This is a genomic window from Flavobacterium sp. KACC 22763, from assembly GCF_028736155.1.
Taxonomy (GTDB): Bacteria; Bacteroidota; Bacteroidia; order Flavobacteriales; family Flavobacteriaceae; genus Flavobacterium.
This window is the reverse complement of record NZ_CP117879.1, coordinates 3445549-3465070: the sequence shown is the minus strand read 5'-3', so window position 1 is coordinate 3465070 and position 19522 is coordinate 3445549. Positions and strand designations below refer to the sequence as shown.

At 33.4% G+C, this 19522-nt stretch carries 20 protein-coding genes; 7 read left to right on the top strand and 13 right to left on the bottom strand.

Going from position 1 to position 19522, the window contains the following annotated elements; translation table 11 throughout:
* Window positions 1-78 precede the first annotated feature (78 nt).
* The 3 genes from PQ463_RS14235 to PQ463_RS14225 form a co-directional block, all read right to left on the bottom strand.
* Window positions 79-693 carry an FMN-binding negative transcriptional regulator gene (locus PQ463_RS14235; protein ID WP_274254261.1) on the bottom strand — a complete coding sequence of 205 codons (615 nt, stop codon included), beginning with the start codon at window positions 691-693 and terminating at the stop codon, window positions 79-81.
* Between the two features lie 84 nt (window positions 694-777).
* Window positions 778-1791, bottom strand: coding sequence for a UDP-N-acetylmuramate dehydrogenase (gene murB, locus PQ463_RS14230; RefSeq protein ID WP_274254260.1), 1014 nt, complete (start codon window positions 1789-1791; stop codon window positions 778-780).
* 109 nt (window positions 1792-1900) lie between these two features.
* A complete protein-coding gene (locus PQ463_RS14225; protein WP_274254259.1) occupies window positions 1901-3004 on the bottom strand; it encodes a pyridoxal phosphate-dependent aminotransferase in 1104 nt (367 codons plus the stop codon).
* 119 nt (window positions 3005-3123) lie between these two features.
* On the opposite strand from PQ463_RS14225, the gene PQ463_RS14220 reads away from it, so the two are divergent.
* Complete coding sequence (locus tag PQ463_RS14220; protein WP_274254258.1) at window positions 3124-3603, top strand: hypothetical protein; 480 nt, start codon at window positions 3124-3126, stop codon at window positions 3601-3603.
* Window positions 3604-3674: 71 nt separating this feature from the next.
* Here PQ463_RS14220 and PQ463_RS14215 read toward each other — a convergent pair whose 3' ends face one another.
* The 3 genes from PQ463_RS14215 to recF form a co-directional block, all read right to left on the bottom strand.
* Window positions 3675-4724 (bottom strand): glycosyltransferase, encoded by a 1050-nt coding sequence (locus PQ463_RS14215; protein ID WP_274254257.1) that lies wholly within the window; start codon window positions 4722-4724, stop codon window positions 3675-3677.
* 100 nt (window positions 4725-4824) lie between these two features.
* The gene (locus tag PQ463_RS14210) at window positions 4825-5502 is read right to left on the bottom strand and encodes a DUF2461 domain-containing protein (RefSeq protein ID WP_274254256.1); all 678 of its coding nucleotides are present in this window, start codon (window positions 5500-5502) and stop codon (window positions 4825-4827) included.
* 199 nt (window positions 5503-5701) lie between these two features.
* Complete coding sequence (gene recF / locus PQ463_RS14205; protein ID WP_274254254.1) at window positions 5702-6781, bottom strand: DNA replication/repair protein RecF; 1080 nt, start codon at window positions 6779-6781, stop codon at window positions 5702-5704.
* Between the two features lie 367 nt (window positions 6782-7148).
* Between recF and PQ463_RS14200 the strand changes: the two genes are divergently transcribed.
* The 6 genes from PQ463_RS14200 to PQ463_RS14175 all read left to right on the top strand — a co-directional run bounded on the left by PQ463_RS14200 (window position 7149) and on the right by PQ463_RS14175 (window position 13407).
* On the top strand, window positions 7149-7931 hold the full coding sequence (locus PQ463_RS14200) for a tetratricopeptide repeat protein (RefSeq protein WP_274254253.1): 783 nt from the start codon (window positions 7149-7151) through the stop codon (window positions 7929-7931).
* Between the two features lie 78 nt (window positions 7932-8009).
* A complete protein-coding gene (gene ribH / locus PQ463_RS14195) occupies window positions 8010-8582 on the top strand; it encodes a 6,7-dimethyl-8-ribityllumazine synthase (protein ID WP_111363185.1) in 573 nt (190 codons plus the stop codon).
* 166 nt (window positions 8583-8748) lie between these two features.
* Window positions 8749-10689 carry a DNA mismatch repair endonuclease MutL gene (mutL, locus tag PQ463_RS14190; protein WP_111380019.1) on the top strand — a complete coding sequence of 647 codons (1941 nt, stop codon included), beginning with the start codon at window positions 8749-8751 and terminating at the stop codon, window positions 10687-10689.
* On the top strand, window positions 10686-11435 hold the full coding sequence (locus PQ463_RS14185) for a rhomboid family intramembrane serine protease (RefSeq protein WP_111380021.1): 750 nt from the start codon (window positions 10686-10688) through the stop codon (window positions 11433-11435). Before mutL ends, PQ463_RS14185 begins: the two co-directional genes overlap by 4 nt.
* 42 nt (window positions 11436-11477) lie before the next feature.
* Complete coding sequence (locus tag PQ463_RS14180) at window positions 11478-12341, top strand: rhomboid family protein (RefSeq protein ID WP_274254252.1); 864 nt, start codon at window positions 11478-11480, stop codon at window positions 12339-12341.
* A gap of 19 nt (window positions 12342-12360) precedes the next feature.
* Window positions 12361-13407 (top strand): endonuclease/exonuclease/phosphatase family protein, encoded by a 1047-nt coding sequence (locus PQ463_RS14175; protein ID WP_274254251.1) that lies wholly within the window; start codon window positions 12361-12363, stop codon window positions 13405-13407.
* Between the two features lie 60 nt (window positions 13408-13467).
* On the opposite strand, the gene PQ463_RS14170 is transcribed toward PQ463_RS14175, so the two are convergent.
* The 7 genes from PQ463_RS14170 to PQ463_RS14140 all read right to left on the bottom strand — a co-directional run bounded on the left by PQ463_RS14170 (window position 13468) and on the right by PQ463_RS14140 (window position 19394).
* Window positions 13468-14082, bottom strand: coding sequence for a WbqC family protein (locus PQ463_RS14170; RefSeq protein ID WP_274254250.1), 615 nt, complete (start codon window positions 14080-14082; stop codon window positions 13468-13470).
* Between the two features lie 96 nt (window positions 14083-14178).
* Entirely contained in the window at window positions 14179-15732 is a 1554-nt protein-coding gene (lepB, locus tag PQ463_RS14165) for a signal peptidase I (protein WP_274254249.1), read from the bottom strand.
* Between the two features lie 57 nt (window positions 15733-15789).
* Entirely contained in the window at window positions 15790-16491 is a 702-nt protein-coding gene (dapB, locus tag PQ463_RS14160; RefSeq protein ID WP_111380029.1) for a 4-hydroxy-tetrahydrodipicolinate reductase, read from the bottom strand.
* A 42-nt stretch (window positions 16492-16533) separates the two neighbouring features.
* Window positions 16534-17094, bottom strand: a complete 561-nt coding sequence (locus tag PQ463_RS14155) for a DUF5683 domain-containing protein (protein ID WP_111424512.1) — start codon at window positions 17092-17094, stop codon at window positions 16534-16536.
* A complete protein-coding gene (locus PQ463_RS14150; protein WP_111380049.1) occupies window positions 17094-17996 on the bottom strand; it encodes a ParB/RepB/Spo0J family partition protein in 903 nt (300 codons plus the stop codon). The genes PQ463_RS14155 and PQ463_RS14150 overlap by 1 nt, the downstream gene beginning before the upstream one ends.
* Before the next feature lie 5 nt (window positions 17997-18001).
* The gene (locus tag PQ463_RS14145) at window positions 18002-18769 is read right to left on the bottom strand and encodes a ParA family protein (protein ID WP_008464569.1); all 768 of its coding nucleotides are present in this window, start codon (window positions 18767-18769) and stop codon (window positions 18002-18004) included.
* Between the two features lie 220 nt (window positions 18770-18989).
* Window positions 18990-19394: a septal ring lytic transglycosylase RlpA family protein gene (locus PQ463_RS14140; RefSeq protein ID WP_274254248.1), complete on the bottom strand. Its 405-nt coding sequence runs from the start codon at window positions 19392-19394 to the stop codon at window positions 18990-18992.
* Between the last annotated feature and the right edge of the window lie 128 nt (window positions 19395-19522).

Genomic DNA, 19522 nt, shown 5'->3' with positions numbered 1-19522 from the left:
TATTTGATTCTATTAATTTCACGTTCTGCGACTGCAAATGTACTTATCAATTCGCTAAATTCAATAGCTAAAGCCGATTTACTTTCGGCATTTTGACATTTCTTTTGCAACAGCAATAGACTGAGGGTTTTCGGTTTTTTCCAATTCAGAAATTATGTTTTTGTAATTGTGATCGTCACGATTTTGAGAGAGTTTTTTGGTGGCTTGAATTTCTTCAATTTCGATTTCAAAACCAAAGATTCCTCGTGCCTCACGCATTGTTTTTTCAGATAAAGCTTCAACTCTAATAGGGTTTTCAGAGTTAGCTTCGTATTTATCTACAAGCTTTTTTAGTTGTTCTATTGAAGTTTCATAATCAACAATCTTAATTTTTCCGTAAACATGCACGGCTATATAATTCCAAGTCGGAACATTTTCATGATCGTACCAAGAAGATGAAATATAACTATGCGGACCAGTAAATACAGCCAAAACTTGGTCATTTTCTTTAAAACCTTCTGCTTGCGGATTCAGTTTTGAAATATGACCTTGCAAGATTTCTTTTCCATCAGCATTCAGTTCCAGTTCTATCGGAATGTGTGTTGCGCATAACTTTCCGTTAGTCTGATTAATCAGGATTCCAAAACTGTTTTCTTTCAAAAAAGCTCTTATTTCTTCCTGATTTTCGTTTTTGTATAAATCTGGAGTATACATTGTTGTCTTTTTTTTGCCACGAATTACACGAATTTCCACTAATTAAATTCGTGTTAATTTGTGTAATTCGTGGCGAATATTTTTTTAAATCACATTTACTTCTGCCTCAATTTGAATGCCGAATTTTTCAAAAACCGTTTTTTGCACTTCTTTTGAAACGGCTAAAATTTCTTGACCAGTTGCGTTTCCGTAATTCACCAAAACCAAAGCTTGGTTTTTGTGAACTCCCGCGTCTCCAAAACGTTTTCCTTTAAAACCAGCTTGTTCAATAAGCCAACCAGCTGGGACTTTTACTTCAGTTTCTGAAACTTCGTAGAATTTCATTTCTGGGAATTTCTGATGGATTTTCTCAAAATCAGATTTCAATAAAATCGGATTTTTAAAAAAGCTTCCGCTGTTTCCTAATTCTTTTGGGTCTGGAAGTTTGCTTTGTCTGATGGCAATTACAGCATTGCTCACATCTTTTAAAGTGGGTTCTGTAATGTTATTTTTTGCCAATTCAGCCAAAATATCTCCGTAAGAAGTATTGATTTTATGATTGTGTTTGGTCAGTTTAAAAATGACCGAAGTAATGATATATTGGTCTTTTACTTCATTTTTGAAAATACTTTCGCGGTAGCCAAAATTGCATTCAGCATTGTCAAAAGTTTTTATTTCTTGAGTAGCAATATTCATCGCTTCGCAAGAAATAAAAGTGTCTTTAATTTCGGTTCCATAAGCTCCGATGTTCTGAACTGGAGTTGTACCAACATTTCCAGGAATAAGAGACATGTTTTCTAATCCGCCAAAATTATTGTCGATTGTCCATAAAACGAAATCATGCCAAGTTTCGCCAGCCTGACTCTCAACCCAGACAAAATCTTCGTCTTCTTTAATTGTTTTTTTACCTTTTAAATCAATATGAATCACCAAAGCGTCAATATCTTTGGTTAAAAGCATATTGCTTCCGCCGCCAAGAATGAATTTTTTCTCGTTTTTGTTTTCTTCTAAAATAGTTTTTAATTCAGCAATAGAATGTACGGCAACAAATTGTTTAGCGCTGGCCTCAATGCCAAAAGTATTGTAGTTTTTTAAAGAAAAATTGGATTGGATTTCCATAAATAAAAAGGCTTTTTAAGTTCCGAAACTTCGGAAAAATTCTGAGATCAAAAGTAACGATTATAATTTATTTGAATCAATTTTCTATAAAAAGACTTTTCTCAAAATTTTACTTTATGGCTTCAATAAATTGTTGCATTTCTTTCATTGTGCCAATTGTAATTCTGGTCCATTTTCCGTTTTCTTCGTAGATTTTTGTTCCTTGTATATTGTGATTTTCTAATTGTTTGAAATAATCTTTTTTATAATTATCTAAAGAAAAATAGATGAAGTTAGTGTGTGAAGGAATGCAAGTTAAATTAAGTTTAGTAAGCCGTTCAATAGTATATTTTTTTACCTCTTCATTTGCGATGTGTACTTGTTGAATAAATTTATCATCATTTAATGACGCGATTGCTGCAGTTGCTGATACCACACTGACAGATAAATTTGGCGTGGATTTTAAAGCGCTAAGTTCTTCAATTGTTGATGAAGATGCAACGGCATAACCTATACGCGCACCGGCCAGACCATACATTTTTGAAAAAGTTTTGGTAATGATTATATTTTTATTTTCGATTACAAGATCACATAACGATTTTTCTTTTGTGAAATCTAAATAAGCTTCATCCACAAAAATAATTGCTTTTTTGGAAGCTTCTTTTACAAAAGAAACTAGTTGCTCATAATCGCAAATTGTTCCAGTCGGATTATTAGGATTGCAGATATACACCATTTTTGTATTTGAATCAATTGCTTTTAACATTGCTGATAGGTCATGTTTTTTATCGGCAGTTAGCGGAACTGTGATTTTTTTTAACCCTAATTTTTCAGAAGGAAATGTCCAATAATTGAAAGTTGTTTCGGCCAGTATAAAATTACCTTTTTGTAATGCAGTATACTGAAGAACCAAGTCTAGAATTTCTGTTGAGCCAGCACCAAGTAAAATATTCTGGTTTGAAAGATTATTTTTTGTAGCAATATGGGCAATTAATTCGTCTGAAAGATTCCAACCATATCGATTGCTGCTATTGATGCTTTTTTGCATGGCAGCGCGAGCAAGTGGAGAAGGCCCATACGGATTTTCATTTGATCGTAATAATATGGGCGATTGGTCTAAATCTGGAAGTATATATGTTTCTGATGGAGTATTTGCGAATGTTTCGAATGATGTGAAGCTTAATCCGATTGCGCCTAGACCTATTTGTTTTAACCAGTTTCTTCTATTGTTCATATTTCATATAGATTAAATTAGATACTGTAATAAGTAATATGTCGATAGGGAGTGGAAAATGTTACTACCTATTTTAGAGTCTGTTTTTTTGTAAGTTTGAATTAAATAATAATGTAATTATGGCAAAATCAATTAGTAAAAACGGACTAGTGTTTTTTCTTATTCTAAATGCATTTTTGTTAATGCCTTCTTTTGCTCAAACTAATATAGTTGGAGAATGGAAAACAAAAGATATAATTGGATATGCTGATGTTGCAGAATTCTCTTTGACAAAAGTAGAGGAAATCAATTATGGCCACCGTTTAACATTCAAGTCAGATGGTACTTTTTTTTGTGATACGCCAGTGAAATGTCTTAATGATTGCTTCGTTTTTACTTCTGGAACATATAAGCAAGTTGATAGTGACCATATACAATTGATCGTAAAAGATGTTCATTTTGTTGGTTTAACTTGCAGGATAAAAAATCTAAATAAAGAAGATATTATTAGAGATTTAGGTTTTTTTTACATTCATAAAGAAGGAGAAACAATTCGATTGATTGCAAATAATGGGATTTTGAAGGATCATGAAAAGCTTTCTTTGGTTTATCCCAAATAATTTTTTTAACCGCAAATATGCAAAGTTTGCAAGCTTCGCGTTCATAGCGTAAACCCTTGCGAACTTTGCGGTTAAATATTTCTAGAATTCAACAACTCATGATATTTCTTTGAAATAACCTTCATATTAATATCATAATTCGCATTTTCTTCCACAAATTTTCTATTTCGATTAATCGCTTCATTTCGCAATTGGGGATTTTCAAAAGACCAGATTAATTCTTCGACTAGCATTTCGATATGATCCACTTCAATCAATTGACCGTTTTCTCGATGTGTAATCCAGCTTTGGTTTCCTGGGATGTCTGAAACTATTGGATAACAATTGCAAGCCATTGCTTCAAACAAAGATGCGGAGACACCTTCAGTAGTTGGCATGCTGATGTAAATATTTGATTGCTGCAGTAATTTTGGAAGTTCCGTGTTCGGAATTCTTCCTGTAAAAATCACTTTATTTTCAATTTGGAGTTCTTTTGCTAAATCTTTTAAGTATTGCAATCTGTTTCCATCGCCAACAATTGTCAAAGAGAAATCAATTCCTTTTTGGGTTAAAATTCCGAAAGCTTTTAAAATAGAATCATGACGATATTCTGGCTGCAGTGAACGTGTTACAATGGCTTCAATTTTATTTGAATTATTAGTTGAAGGTGTAAAAATCGACAAATCAATTCCTTTCGGGAGAACTAAGACCTTGTTCATGTCAACATTGACTTCTTTCATGTGAATTGCCATTACAGGCCCCCAAGCATGAATTAAATGCGCTTTCTTAAAAGCATATTTTTGAATAAATTTTTTAAAAGGATACAATTTAGACTCTTCTGGCCATAAATCGGTACGACCTTGCTGTGCGATTGCTATCGTTTTAGAACCTGATATTGCTGCAAGAAAACCATAACTGGTAGTTCTTTCTGCAATCACGATATCTGGTTTTTCTTTTTTAATTATTTTTCGAATGGAAATAGGAGCGAAGAAATACTCTAAAATACGTTTAGATCTTTGGCTGTTTGATGTTTGAAGTTCCCAAGTGATAATTTCAAAATCACCAAATTCTTTCAGGCCTTTCATCCAAGTGATAGCATCGGCACGATAAGATTCTCCAAGAAAAAGTATTTTCCTATTCATTCAATTATTTGTTTTTTGCCACAGATTAAAAAGATTAAAAGGATTTTGGAATTGCGAAAAATTAATCTGTGAGAATCTGTTAAATCTGTGGCAAATAAAACTAAAATTCTTCAGTATCTAAAGCGCGATTTATAAATTCGTTTAGCGGTTTTAGAGCAATCAGTTTTTGGCTTATCTTTTTTACGAAATCTTTCTGAGTAACTTCGGAGATATCGTATTTTTGAGTTGCTGTGAAACTTTTCAGTTTTAAGAACTCAATTGCAGGGTGGTCTTTTTCGTAACCGCGAGGCATGCTTTTAAGCGAATTATTTTCGTTAAAATCTAAACTTCCAAATTCCTTTTTAAAGTTTTTATCATTTAAGATTTCCTGCAAATCATCATAGAAAAAAGCAATTTCTTTGCGAACCTTTTTCAAATCTTCCGATTCAGGAGAATAAAATCCGCCTGCTATAAAACTAGCGCCCTTTTCTATATGGACATAATATCCGGCACGGTTTAAGCCTTTAGTTCCGCCAGACATCCAGATTCCTAAATGCGCTTTGTAAGGGGATTTGTCTTTTGAAAAACGAATATCACGATTGATTCTAAAAGTGCAATTTTTAACTTCCAATAATTCTAAAGAAGGATCAAGCGGTTTCATTGCGTCCAGAAAATCACTTACCAATTGATGATAATCTTTTTTAAAGATTTCATATCGTTTTTTATTCTCCTGAAACCACTCTCTGTTATTGTTCTTTTTTAAATCGTCTAAAAATTGCAATGATTCTTTCGCTAACATATTCTGTGTTTTTTGAATGCAGTTACTTTTTTTCTAATTCGTTTTTTTTAGTTTGCCACTAATTGCACGAATTTACACTAATTTATTTTCTTATTTAGCCACAGATTAAAAGATTTACACAGATTGAATCATTTTAATCCTTGCAATCTGTAGCAAAAATAATTCGCGTAAATTCGTGAAATTAGTGGCAAAAAAAACTTTACAAATTAAATATCTTATAAGTCTGATGCGTTGATTTTACAATTGCTTCAGTTCTTTCTGGATGCGTGTCCGAAATAAAAAGCTGCCCAAACGTTTCACTATTTACCATTTCTACAATTTTGGCAACGCGGGTTTCGTCTAGTTTATCAAAAATATCATCAAACAAAAGAATAGGTTTTACACCGCTTTGCTTTTTCAGGAATTCAAATTGAGCCAATTTCAAAGCAATCAGAAAAGATTTCTGCTGTCCTTGCGATCCGAATTTTTTTATCGGATGCGAATCAATTTCAAAAGATAAATCATCTTTATGAATTCCTACAGTTGTATAATGCAGTGCTCGATCTTTGTTAATGTTTTCCTGTAAAAGCGTCAGTAAATCTTTTTCGAATAAATGACTTTCGTAAACCAGTTGTACAGATTCTTCAGATCCTGTTATCGCTTGATGGTGTATATTAAATATAGGTATAAACTGTTCTAAGAAATCTTTTCGCTTTTCAAAGATCGATTTTCCGTATTCATTTAATTGCTCATTATATATAGGTAAGGTATCATTGTCAAAAGTATGATTGAGTGCAAAATACTTCAAAAGAGCATTTCGCTGCACAATCACTTTTTGATATTGAATAAGCTGATGCAGATAAGTAGAGTCTAATTGCGAAATCACGCTATCCATAAATTTACGGCGTGTTTCACTTCCTTCAATAATCAAATCTCTATCGGCTGGTGAAATGATAACTAAAGGAATAAAACCAATATGATCGGAGAATTTGTCATAAGGTTTTCCATTTCGTTTTAAAACCTTTTTCTGTCCTTTTTTTAAGCTGCAGACAATCTGTTCTGTTCTTTCGTTCTTTTCCAGTTCTGCATCAATAACAAAAAACTCTTCGCCGTGTTTGATATTTTGGACAGCAAGCGGATTAAAATAGCTTTTTCCGTAAGCCAAATGATAAATAGCATCGAGCACATTGGTTTTTCCAATGCCATTTTTACCCACAAAACAGTTGATTTTAATGTCAAAATCAAAACTTGCTTCGGAAAAGTTTTTATAATTGAATAATGAGATTTTGTTTAAATGCATTTTTTTCGTGACTCTGTAACAGATAAAGTTTGAAATTCGTGTCAACTTATCTTTTTTTCTTCTGCCACAGATTAAAATGATTAAAAAGATTTTTGTTTAAAGCTTTTAATCTGTGTGAATCCGTGAAATCCGTGGCTAAAATCATTTTTTTAGCTTTGAAAAGGTGATTTGAATTAGAGGCTGCAAATTACCGAAAATTATCGATATAATTGGCTTTAGGGCTTTCTTGAGCTTATTTATTTTACCGCTTCCGCGAAAGGATAAGCGAATAAGGAAAATATTTCTTTTAAAATAGTGATAAAATTGAAATTTTTTACCTCAGTTTCAAGAAAAATTTTATTTTTGCCGTTCACTAAATAAATTTTAAATGGCAACTTACAATAAAAGAGGATATAAGACACCAAAAGAAAAGGAAGTAAAAGAGGTGGTTACTGAAGAGCAACAAGTAATTATTGACGAAAAAGACAGTACTACAGCTGGAGTTTTCTCAAAATTAGATGAAACTGCTTCAAGAACTGAGGATTGGGTGGCTAAAAATCAAAAAATCATTATTGGTTTAGTTGCTGGTATTGCAGTTGCAACTATCGGATATTTGGCTTACCAAAAATTTATTGCAACTCCTAAACAAGAAGAGGCTGCAAGTGAAATGTTTGTTGCTCAACAAAACTTTGAAAAAGCTGTAAATGGTGTTTCTAGCGATTCATTATTCAAATTATCATTAAATGGTTCTGAAGGTAAATTCGGATTCATTAAAATTGCTGACGAATATTCTGGAACAGATGCAGGAAACTTAGCAAACTACTATGCTGGTATCGCTTACTTAAATACTGGTAAATTTGATGAGGCAATTAAATATTTAGGTGAATTCAAATCAGAAGATGTAATCTTAAGCGCTTTAGCAAAAGGAGCTACAGGAGATGCTTATTCTCAAAAAAATCAGCAAAAAGAAGCTTTAGATTTTTATGTAAAAGCTGCTGAGTCTAACAAAAATGATTTTACAACGCCTCGTTTCTTATTAAAAGCTGGAAAAACAGCTTTAGCTTTAGGACAAAAAGAAGATGCATTGAAATATTTCAATGACATTAAAGATAATTACGACAGTGCTCCAGAAGCAGCATCTGTTGATGCTTTGATCGGATTAGCGCAATAAAAATTTTAGACTTTAGATTTTAGATTGTAGATTTGTAAAGAATCTAAATTCTAAAATCACAAATCTAAAATATTACAGATGGCTACTGAAAATAAAAATCTATCAGAATACGATAAAAACACAATCCCAAACGCGAAAGACTTTCGGTTTGGGATTGTTGTTTCTGAATGGAATGATACTATAACAGAAGGACTTTATAATGGTGCTTTTGACGCTCTAGTTGATTGCGATGTTCCTGCTCAGCAAATTATCCGTTGGAATGTTCCAGGAAGTTTTGAGTTGATTTATGGAGCAAAAAAAATGCTTCAGACTCAAAATGTTGATGCGGTTATCGTAATTGGTTGTGTAATTCAAGGGGAAACAAAACATTTTGATTTTGTTTGTGAAGGTGTTACGCAAGGAATTAAAGACTTGAATGTTCAAACGGATATTCCAGTTATTTTCTGTGTTTTAACAGATAATAATATGCAGCAGTCAATTGACAGAAGCGGCGGTGCTCACGGCAACAAAGGAACTGAAGCGGCAATTGCAGCTATCAAAATGGCTTACATTCGTCAGCAGGCTTCAATGTCTCATGCTTTCAATCAGCCATTATTGACTTCGGGAGCGCTTCAAATTGAAGATTCTCCTAAAAAAATAGAAAACGAATAAAGCACGTTTGTTTTAAAAATATTAAAACCTATACTGTGTAATAACGGTATAGGTTTTTTTGTTTTTTTTATGATTATTCTTATTCTAAAAGCCGACCAAAATTCATTAAATTTGTACTTCTTGGTTTGCAAAAACCAAATCTAACTTTTAAACCTATTTTTGCTTAATGTCGAGTATTATTCAATTGCTTCCTGATCACGTTGCTAACCAAATTGCTGCTGGAGAAGTGGTTCAAAGACCAGCTTCAGTCGTAAAAGAATTGTTAGAAAATGCGGTCGATGCCAAAGCAACTGATATCAAATTAATTATAAAAGATGCTGGTAAATCGCTAGTGCAAGTTATCGATAATGGAGTCGGAATGACTGTTACTGATGCTCGCTTGTGTTTTGCCCGCCATGCAACTTCAAAAATCCGTCAGGCTGAAGATTTGTTTTCGCTTGGAACGAAAGGTTTCCGTGGAGAGGCTTTGGCTTCTATTGCGGCTATTGCGCACATGGAAATGAAAACGAAACAGGATCAGGACGAACTTGGAACGCATATTGTAATCGAAGGAAGTAAATTTGTTTCGCAAGAAGTGGCCGTTTTGCCAAAAGGAACTTCGTTTGCGGTTAAAAACTTATTTTTTAATATCCCTGCTCGCCGTAATTTCTTAAAGTCAGATACAGTTGAATTTCGTCACGTAATGGATGAATTTCAGCGTGTAGCATTGGCGCATCCAAATATTCATTTTAGTTTTTATCATAACGGAAGCGAAATGTATAATCTTCCAGCAGCAGGATACCGCCAGAGAATTGTAGGTATCATGTCTGGAAAAACCAATGAAAAATTAGTTCCGGTAAACGAAGATACTGAGATTATCAATGTTCAAGGATTTGTATGCAAACCAGAGTTTGCAAAGAAAAATAGGGGAGAACAGTTCTTTTTTGTAAACGATCGATTTATAAAAAGCAGTTTCCTTCACCATGCCGTTATGTCTGCATACGACGGATTGTTGAAAGACGGTTCTCAACCAAGTTATTTCTTATACCTGCAAGTTCCGCCAAATACAATTGATATCAATATTCATCCAACTAAGACAGAAATTAAGTTTGATGATGAGCAAGCTCTTTATGCTATTTTACGAGCGTCTATCAAACATAGTTTAGGACAGTTTAATGTCGCTCCAGTTTTAGATTTTGATAGAGATGCCAATTTAGATACGCCATATCATTATAAAGATGTAGAAGTTGGAATTCCGACTATTCAAGTTGATGGAACTTTTAATCCTTTTACTGATGATAAAACCAATCAGCATTATAGCAAAGCTGCTTCTGGATCGTCAGGATATAGTTCGGGATCTTCTTTTTCGTCTTCATCAGGATCATCATCTTCTGGATCGTCGTATTCAGGATATTCTAAAAGAGTAGAGCCAACGGCAAGCTGGGAAAGTTTATATGTTGGTTTAGATGTTGAAAATCCTGAAAGCATAGAAAGTTCGCCTTTTACATTCGAAAACGAGGAAGTAACTTCTTCTTTGTTTGATGATGAAGAAGTAGAACAAGCAACGCAAAAAACGTATCAAATACATAAAAAATACATTGTATCGCCAATAAAATCAGGAATGATTATTGTGGATCAGCAGCGTGCACATCAGCGAATTTTGTATGAACAATTTTTACTGAATATGACCGTTAATCAAGCTTCGAGCCAGCAGTTGCTTTTTCCTTTAGACTTGTTTTATTCGGCATCTGAAATGGAATTAATCGAAGAGTTAAAACCTTCGCTAGCAACAACTGGATTTGTTTTTGACGAAAGTAAAACAGATCACGTTGTAATTTCGGGAATTCCTGTAAATATTACAGAAAGCGAAGTTTCGCAAGTAATTGAGCAATTATTGAGCGATTTGCAGGACGGAATTCCAGCAAACAGCTACAGTCAGAATGATACAATTGCCAAGTCTATGGCTAAAAGTTTAGCGGTTAAAACAGGATCTTATTTAACCGAAAAAGAACAAGATAATTTGGTAAACGGTTTGTTTGCCTGTAAAGATCCAAATATTTCACCTTTTCAAAAACCTACTTTCATCACGATGCGTGTTGAAGATATAGATAAAAAGTTTGCCGTATGATGAATATGACTCCAGTAGTTAAACAACTGCTAATTATTAATATTATTTTTTTTATTGGTTCTCAGTTGGTGCCAATATCTTACGAGTATTTTGCGATGTTCTTTCCAGAAAATCCAAGTTTCCGAGTATGGCAGCCTATTACGCATATGTTTATGCATGGCGGGATTATGCATATTGCGTTTAACATGTTTGCATTGGTTTCTTTTGGATCTGCTTTAGAGCATTTTTGGGGAGGTAAAAAGTTTTTGTTTTTTTACATCTCTTGTGGTTTGGGTTCGGCATTGCTTCATACAGCGGTAAATTATTACTTTTTTGAGGATACAATTAATATCTTGACAGCAAACGGATTTCATAAAGCTGACATCTTAAATATTTTAAGTCAAGGAAAAATCGATACGAGATGGCAGACTTTAGTAAATCCAGCTCAATTTGATGGATTTACAAGTGCTTATATTGGAACTGTCGTTGGGGCTTCTGGTGCTATTTACGGTTTGCTTACGGCTTTTGCTTTTATGTTTCCAAATGCAGAATTGGCACTTTTGTTTATTCCAGTTCCAATCAAGGCAAAATATTTTGTTCCTGGACTTTTATTAATGGATTTGTTTTTAGGTGTTAAAGGTACTTCTTTGTTTGGAGGTGGCGGTACAGGTATAGCGCATTTTGCCCACGTTGGAGGTGCAATTACTGGTTTTTTAATGATGTGGTACTGGAAAAAAAATCAGTTTAATAACAACCGTTGGAATTAATTTTTAACTTTAAAGTACGAATTCTAAAATAGAAGAATTTTTATGAATATTCTAGACGATTTAAAATTACAGTATAGATTGGGTGGTATCGCTATGCGAGTTATGTATTGGAACATAGCATGTTTTATTGTATCACTTATCTTTTTCTATCAATTTTCAGTAGGTCAGTTTGCATTTCCAAATTGGCTGGCTTTGTCGTCAGATCCTCAGGTTTTTATGTTTAAACCTTGGACTTTTTTAACGTATGCTTTTTTTCATGACGGATTTTTTCATCTGTTATTCAATATGATGGTGCTTAATTTTGCGAGCACTTTGTTCTTGACTTATTTTACTCAAAAGCAATATTTAGGATTATATCTTTTAAGCGCTCTTTTTGCAGGAGTTGCTTTTGCGCTGAGTTTTTATTTTTCTAATATCAGCGGTTCCATTGTTGGAGCTTCTGCTGCTATTATGGCTATTTTGGTGGCCGCGACGACTTATTCTCCTTTAATGAATGTGCGTTTGTTTCTCTTCGGAAATGTGAAACTCTGGCATATAACAGCTGTTATTCTAATTTTAGATTTAATGCAGTTTCGTTTAGGGAATATGGGCGGACACATTTCACATCTTGCGGGTGCTTTCTTCGGATTTGCTTATATTAAATTGCTTCAAAACGGTACCGATTTAAGTATCATTGTTTCTAAAACGTTAGATTTCTTTGTAAATCTTTTTAGAAAATCTCCTACGACCCCATTTACAAAAGTTCATAAAAATTACAAAAAACCTACAGAAAAAACGACATCGAGAATTGTTACGAAAGATAAAACGCAACAGCAGATTGATGAGATTTTAGACAAAATAAGCCAGTCGGGATATGATTGTCTGACAAAGGAAGAAAAAGAGTTTTTATTTAAAGCTGGAAAATAAACTTGTAGGAGACTTAAATATGAAGAACCTTTCTTGGTTTAATAAAATAATGTTCTTTTTGAACATAGTGTTAACTGTGCTTACATTTAGCGTCTATGTTTTGCCTTTTTTAGCACCTAAAAGTTTTCCGCTTTTATCGGTGCTTACTTTGTTTATGCCTGCTTTTTTTGTGGCCAATATATTGTTCTTTATCTATTGGGGAATTCAGTTTAAAAAACGTCTTATTTTGTCTGGTTTGGTTCTGCTGACCGGAATTACATTCATCAGTAAATTTTATAAGTTTTCTGGAAAAGAATATGTGAAAGATGAAAAGGATTTCTCTGTAATGAGTTACAATGTACGTCTTTTTAATGTTTTTAAATGGCTGGATCGTGATGATATTCCGTCAAATATAAAGGCTTTTATAGACGAAAAAGATCCTGATATTTTGTGTATTCAAGAATATTCCAATTCGGCACATTTGGATTTAAAAGTATACCCGCACCGTTATATTTTTATTGATGGGAAGAAAATTAAAACTGGTCAGGCTATTTTTTCTAAGTTTCCTATTATTGATCAGGGAAATATCATTTTTCCTAAGTCAGACAATAATGTAGTTTATGCTGATATTAAGCGTGGAAAAGATATTATTCGTGTGTATAATATGCACTTGCAATCCATTAAGATATCGCCAGATGTAAGTGAGATTTCTGATGATATTGATAATGTGAATCAGAAAAAATCGCAGCGTATTTATGCGAGAATCAGTAAGGGATTCACGCAACAGCAAGAACAGGCTGAAATTTTTAAAGAGCATATCAAGAAATGTAATTACCCAATTATTATTTGTGGAGACATGAATAACAGTCCGTTCTCGTATGTTTATAGAAGTATCAAAGGCAAGCTGAAAGATGCTTTTGAAGAAGCAGGAAAAGGTTTTGGTGCAACTTATAAGTTTAGATATTATCCTGCTAGAATTGACTACATTTTTACAGACAGTAAAATGAAAGTAAAGCAATTTGAAAGTTTTCCTGATTTTGAAAATTCAGATCATTATCCAATTATGACAAGACTTTCGGTGGAATGATTTTTTTTAGTCAAAAGTCAAAAGTCCGAAAGTCAAAAAGTGTAATTCACAATTCACAACTTATATGATTTTTTGCGTTTTTAAATAATCCATTGCAAATTTACCTTCATTAAAAAGTAGATCCAAAACACTTAAATTGTTGATAAAACCATGTTTGTCATCAAATACCTGAGTGTATTTTTCAAAAGAATTAGCGTCTTTTTTACCGTTTGCTAAATATCTGAAATCGGTAAGATCAGCAACTTCATGAAAATATTCTGTAGTTTTTCCGAATTCCAGCTTCATTCGAAGGCATTTCGTCACAACGTCTAAGACTTCGAAGTTTAAATCCATCAAAAATTGGTGCTTTTTCTCGAAAATAGGAGTAATATCATCTTCGAAATATTCAAAGAAAGGTGAGCTTCTGTATGCCGCTTCAAGCGATTTAAAATGCTGTTTCTGCCAATCAAATTCGTTTTCGATCAAAATGTCTTTCGTTTTTTGATGTGCTGCTTTAGAATGCTTAACAGGAATATTTAATAATTGAATTCCATTTGGACTATAGATATAAGTTCTATTTCTATTGGTCTGTTTTTGAAAATTATCTTCCATTTCAAAAGTAATACTGTCAGATTGTGCTATAACAGCAAAATGACTAATAGATGGGAAATAAGTTGGAAGTATTAAGGAATTCATAGTTTTAATTCTTGTTTAAACGTTTCAGGTTTCAAGTTTCAAGTTTTTGTGTGAACTTGAAACTTGAAACCTGAAACAAAAATAACTTATTTTTTATTATGCTTTATTCTCTCTTCTTTTTTTCCAGATAAAATCTCCAACGAAATAAATAGCAAGAAGTATTAGGAAGTATTTAAAGTAAGAGTGAGGCTGACCTTCACCATCTACAGTTGTAAATACTCTGCTCCAGCGAACTTTGTTGATGCCTTTACCGTTGGTATCCCAGCTCATCCAAATGAATACTGGTTTTCCTACGATATGATCTTCTGGAACATACCCCCAGTAACGGCTATCTTCTGAGTTATGACGGTTGTCTCCCATCATCCAGTAATAGTTCTGTTTGAAAGTGTACGTTGTTGCTGGTTTTCCGTTAATTAAAAATTTTGAACCTTGCAATTCTAAGGTGTTGCCTTCGTAATTAGTAATAATCTCTTTATAGAAAGGAAGGGATTCATTTGTTAGTGCAACTGTTTTTCCAGCCTCAGGAATATAAATTGGTCCCATATTGTCTTGGTTCCATTTGTTGATATGTGGAAAAATAGCATTGTCATCTCCATGATCAACTTTTCTGATAACTGCAGTAACGCCAGGAGTGTTTTTAAATCTTTCTGCTCCAGCTTCTGTTAAGGCTCCTAAATAAAGGGTGTCTCTTTTTTCTGTTCTAAAGCCTGCAGGATCTGTAATGTCTAATTCTTTGAAAATAGTTTCAAAATCAATTGGTGTTTTTCCGTCTAATGCTACAGCGTATGAATATTGTGGTTTAGCTCTTTCAGGTAAAACTAATTTTTTTCCGTTAATAAAAACATAACCGTCTTTTATTGCTAAACTGTCTCCAGGAATACCAACACATCTTTTTACGTAATTTGATTTTTTGTCAATTGGTTTGATAACACCAGGTCTTCCTTTTGGCTCAAAGAAATAGTGAACCGTATCGACAGGCCAGTTAAAGACGACAATATCACATCGGTTTATTTTCTGAAAAGCAGGTAGTCTTAAGTATGGCAATTGTGGCCAGCTTAAATACGATTTGCTCTTTGTCATAGGAATAGAGTCGTGAACCATTGGCAATGCAACCGTTGTCATTGGGACTCTAGGCCCATAGTTTAATTTGCTTACAAATAAGAAATCACCAATCAATAAAGATTTTTCTAAAGACGATGTCGGAATAGTGTAAGGCTGTACAACATAAGTGTGTACCAATGTTGCTACTATAATGGCAAATAATAGAGAGCTAACAGTATCTGCTGCTTTGTTTTCTGGAGTTAATTTACGGTCTTTGTTGTATTCTAATTTGTGAGTATAATTGACCACATAGATATAGAAACCTAAAGTAAAAAGACCTAGAATAGTATCTAAAGTTGATTTTTTACCAAATGTTCTTAGCGTTTCTACCCATACAACAGGAAACATAATTAGGTTGATGATTGGAATAAAAAGCAATATTGTCCACCATGTTGGGCGTCCAATAATCTTCATTAAAACAATGGAATTGTATACGGGAATTGCAGCTTCCCAGCTTTTTCTTCCTGCTGCCTGATATAATTTCCATGTTCCAAGAAAGTGAATAATTTGAACACCTAGGAAAAATACGAACCAAGAGTAAAATGTCATAATATTGTATTTTAAGTTTTAAACTCAAGCTTTTGAAGATCTTGAGTTTTGGTCAATTTATTGTAAGTTTAATACATCTTTCATAGAGAAAATTCCCTGTTTTCCTGCCAGCCATTCTGCAGCAATAACAGCGCCAAGAGCAAAACCTTCGCGGTTGTGAGCAGTATGTTTGATTTCGATGCTATCAATAGCGGAGTCGTAATTTACAGTGTGAGTGCCGGGTACTTCTCCGATTCTTTTTGCTTCAATATGAATTTCGTTTGCTTTTGCTTCTTCTAAAGTCCAGTTAGCGTAATTGCTGTTTTCAATAACGCCTTGAGCTAAAGAAATAGCGGTTCCGCTTGGAGCATCAAGTTTGTGGATGTGGTGGATTTCTTCCATCGAAACTTTATAAGAATCGAATTGTTTCATGATTTTAGCTAAATACTCATTCAGTCCGAAGAAGATATTTACTCCTAAACTGAAATTTGAGCTAGAAATGAATCCTCCTTTTTTCTCATTGCAAAGCGCAATCATTTCATCATAATGCTCTAGCCATCCTGTTGTTCCTGATACTACAGGTACATTAGCATTAAAAGATGCTGAGATGTTGCTAACTGCTGCTGATGGTACACTGAAATCAATGGCAACATCGGCTGTTGAAAGTCCGTCATAGGTGTTAAATTCGTCTTTTTTTAAAACTATTTCATGACCTCTTTCTAAAGCAATTCTTTCAATTACTTTACCCATTTTTCCGTATCCTAAAAGCGCAATTTTCATTATGATTTGTTTTTTTTGATTTTTTAAATAGAATATGATCTATTAAAACTTATAATTAAAGGTTAGTCCGACATTTGGTCTAAATGTTACATCGTCGGGATAAATTTCTGGACGCATTGAAAGTCTTTCGTTTACATTAAACTGTATCAGAGCGGCATCAACGTTGGCGTCGATGATATTTAAGACATAGAATCCAACAACAAATAAAGCAGATAAATCTCTATTTCGCTGATAAAATTTTTGTCCATCAATAAGACGACTGTCATCCAAGAATTGATATTTGTCATCGTTGTAGCCTTCTAATCTTCGTTTGTAAGCGTCACGATAATCATGGTATTTCTTGTTATTGTCTATATAGAAATATAAACTTGTTCCAATTGCTCCGTAAACCAATGGAATTTTCCAGTATTTTTTGTTGTATGCTTGACCTAAACCTGGTAGTACAGCAGAATAGAAAGCTGCTTTTGCTGGTGTAAGCGGGTCTATTTCTTCTAATGCAGTAGTGTCTTTTACGACCAAAACCGTGTCTTTTTTTGCTTGGGCAAAAAGAGAGACGGTTCCTGTTAGAAAGAACAATAAACCAATGGGGACAATCTTATTCACTATCCGTTTATTAATTTTATAATTCTGTTAAAGTCAGCTTCAGAATTAAATGGAATTGTAATTTTTCCTTTTCCGTTACCAGCGACTTTTATATCAACTTTTGAGCCAAAATAATCGTTGAAAGTGTTCTTTTGTGTTTCTCTTACCACAAATGCAGATTCAGCTTTTGGTTTTCCATCAGCTTTTGGCTGCTGGCCTTCGTGATAATTTTTAACTAAAGCTTCTGTTTCACGAACAGATAAATTTTGGCTAACGATTTTTTGGTAAATATCAGTCTGAACGTCTAAATCTTCAATGTTGATAATTGCTCTACCATGTCCCATGCTGATAAAACCATCACGAATACCTGTCTGGATAATCGGATCTAATTTTAAAAGACGTAAATAATTGGCAATTGTAGAACGTTTTTTACCCACTCTTTCGCTCATTTGTTCTTGAGTTAATTGAATTTCGTCAATCAAACGCTGGTATGATAAAGCAATCTCAATTGGATCTAAGTCATGACGTTGGATGTTTTCAACCAATGCCATAACCAATGATTCGTTGTCATTTGCAATACGGATATAGGCAGGAACATGAGTAAGTCCTACCAATTTGGATGCACGAAGACGACGCTCTCCAGAGATTAACTGGTATTTATTAAAATCTAATTTACGAACAGTAATAGGTTGAATTACGCCAAGTTCTTTAATAGAAGTAGCTAATTCACGTAATGATTCTTCATTAAAATTGCTTCTAGGCTGAAACGGATTTATTTCAATTGCACTTATTTCAAGTTCAATGATATTTCCAACAACTTTATCAGCATTTTTGTCTTCTACTGATTTAATGTCGTTTTCCGGATCTTTTAATAAGGCAGATAATCCTCTTCCTAAGGCTTGTTTTTTAATTACTTTTGTCATAAAAACTATTTACTGTTTTTCTTTATAATTTCTTGTGCTAAATGAATATAGTTAACGGCACCTTTACTTGTAGCATCATAGTTGATGATGCTTTCTCCAAAACTTGGAGCCTCACTTAGTTTTACATTTCGCTGAATTACAGTGTCAAAAACCATGTCGTTAAAGTGTTTTTGAACCTCTTCTACAACCTGATTAGATAAACGTAATCTTGAATCGTACATTGTTAATAACAAGCCTTCAATGTCAAGATCTGGGTTGTGTATTTTTTGAATACTCTTAATAGTGTTCAATAATTTTCCTAATCCTTCAAGTGCGAAATATTCACATTGAATAGGAATAACTACAGAATCGGCAGCTGTTAAAGCATTCAAGGTTAACAAACCTAAAGAAGGAGCACAGTCGATAATGATATAATCATATTCTTCTTTTGCTTCTTCCAATGCTTTTTTTAGCATGTATTCGCGGTTTTCTTTGTCAACCAATTCAATTTCGATAGCAACAAGGTCAATGTGAGCAGGGATCACGTCGACGTTTGGAGCTGTACATTTTAAAACGGCTTCTTTTGGTGTTACAGTATGCTCAAGTATTTGGTATGTTCCAGTTTCAACTGTCTCTACGTCAATTCCAAGACCAGATGTAGCATTGGCCTGTGGATCAGCGTCGATCAACAATACTTTTTTTTCTAAAACACCTAATGAGGCAGCAAGATTTACTGATGTAGTAGTCTTTCCAACGCCTCCTTTTTGATTAGCAATAGCAATGATTTTGCCCATTTATTTTCTGAATTTTGAACCGTAAAAATACAATTATTTATGGTTTCTGAAAATCTATTTTGTTAACATTTGTGAAAGTTCGCTTAATCGGGGTTTCATGGGAGTTTGGCAGAAAATAATTTTAGTTATGAATAAAATTATCTTTAAGATTTTGATCAATTTATTCGATCATTCTGCTGTGAAATGACAAGAATTTTAAAATTACCCTTAAAAATAAGTCTTATTTTAAAATTTCAATACTAACATAAACCAAACCGCTTTTTTTATTAGAAGCAATGTCCATAAAGGCTCTTTTACTGAGATCAATTTCTCGTCCTTTAATAAAAGGTCCTCGGTCTGTAATTTCTACAATTACAAATTTTTTATTTACTTCATTAGTTACTTTTAGTATGGTGCCAAAAGGGAATTTTTTGTGCGCAGCGGTATAATCATTGTTGTTAAATCTTTTTCCACTTGCTGTTTTCCTTCCATTGAATTTATTGTGATAGTAAGAAGCATGCGCATTTTGTTTGTACAATATGCTTTTTCTAATTGAAGCGCATGAATCAATAGGAGTAATGTTTTTTTGTTGTGCGATTCCAATGGCAGAAAAAAATAAGGCAATAGACAGTATGATCTTTTTCATTTTATTTTCTCTTTCTATTTACGGACAAAAAAAGACTATTAAAGAAAAATAGATATGTTCGATAAGCTTTATTTGTGTCAGAAAAAGACAAAATTTTGAGGTTTTGTAGTGTTTTTGATGAGAAAATT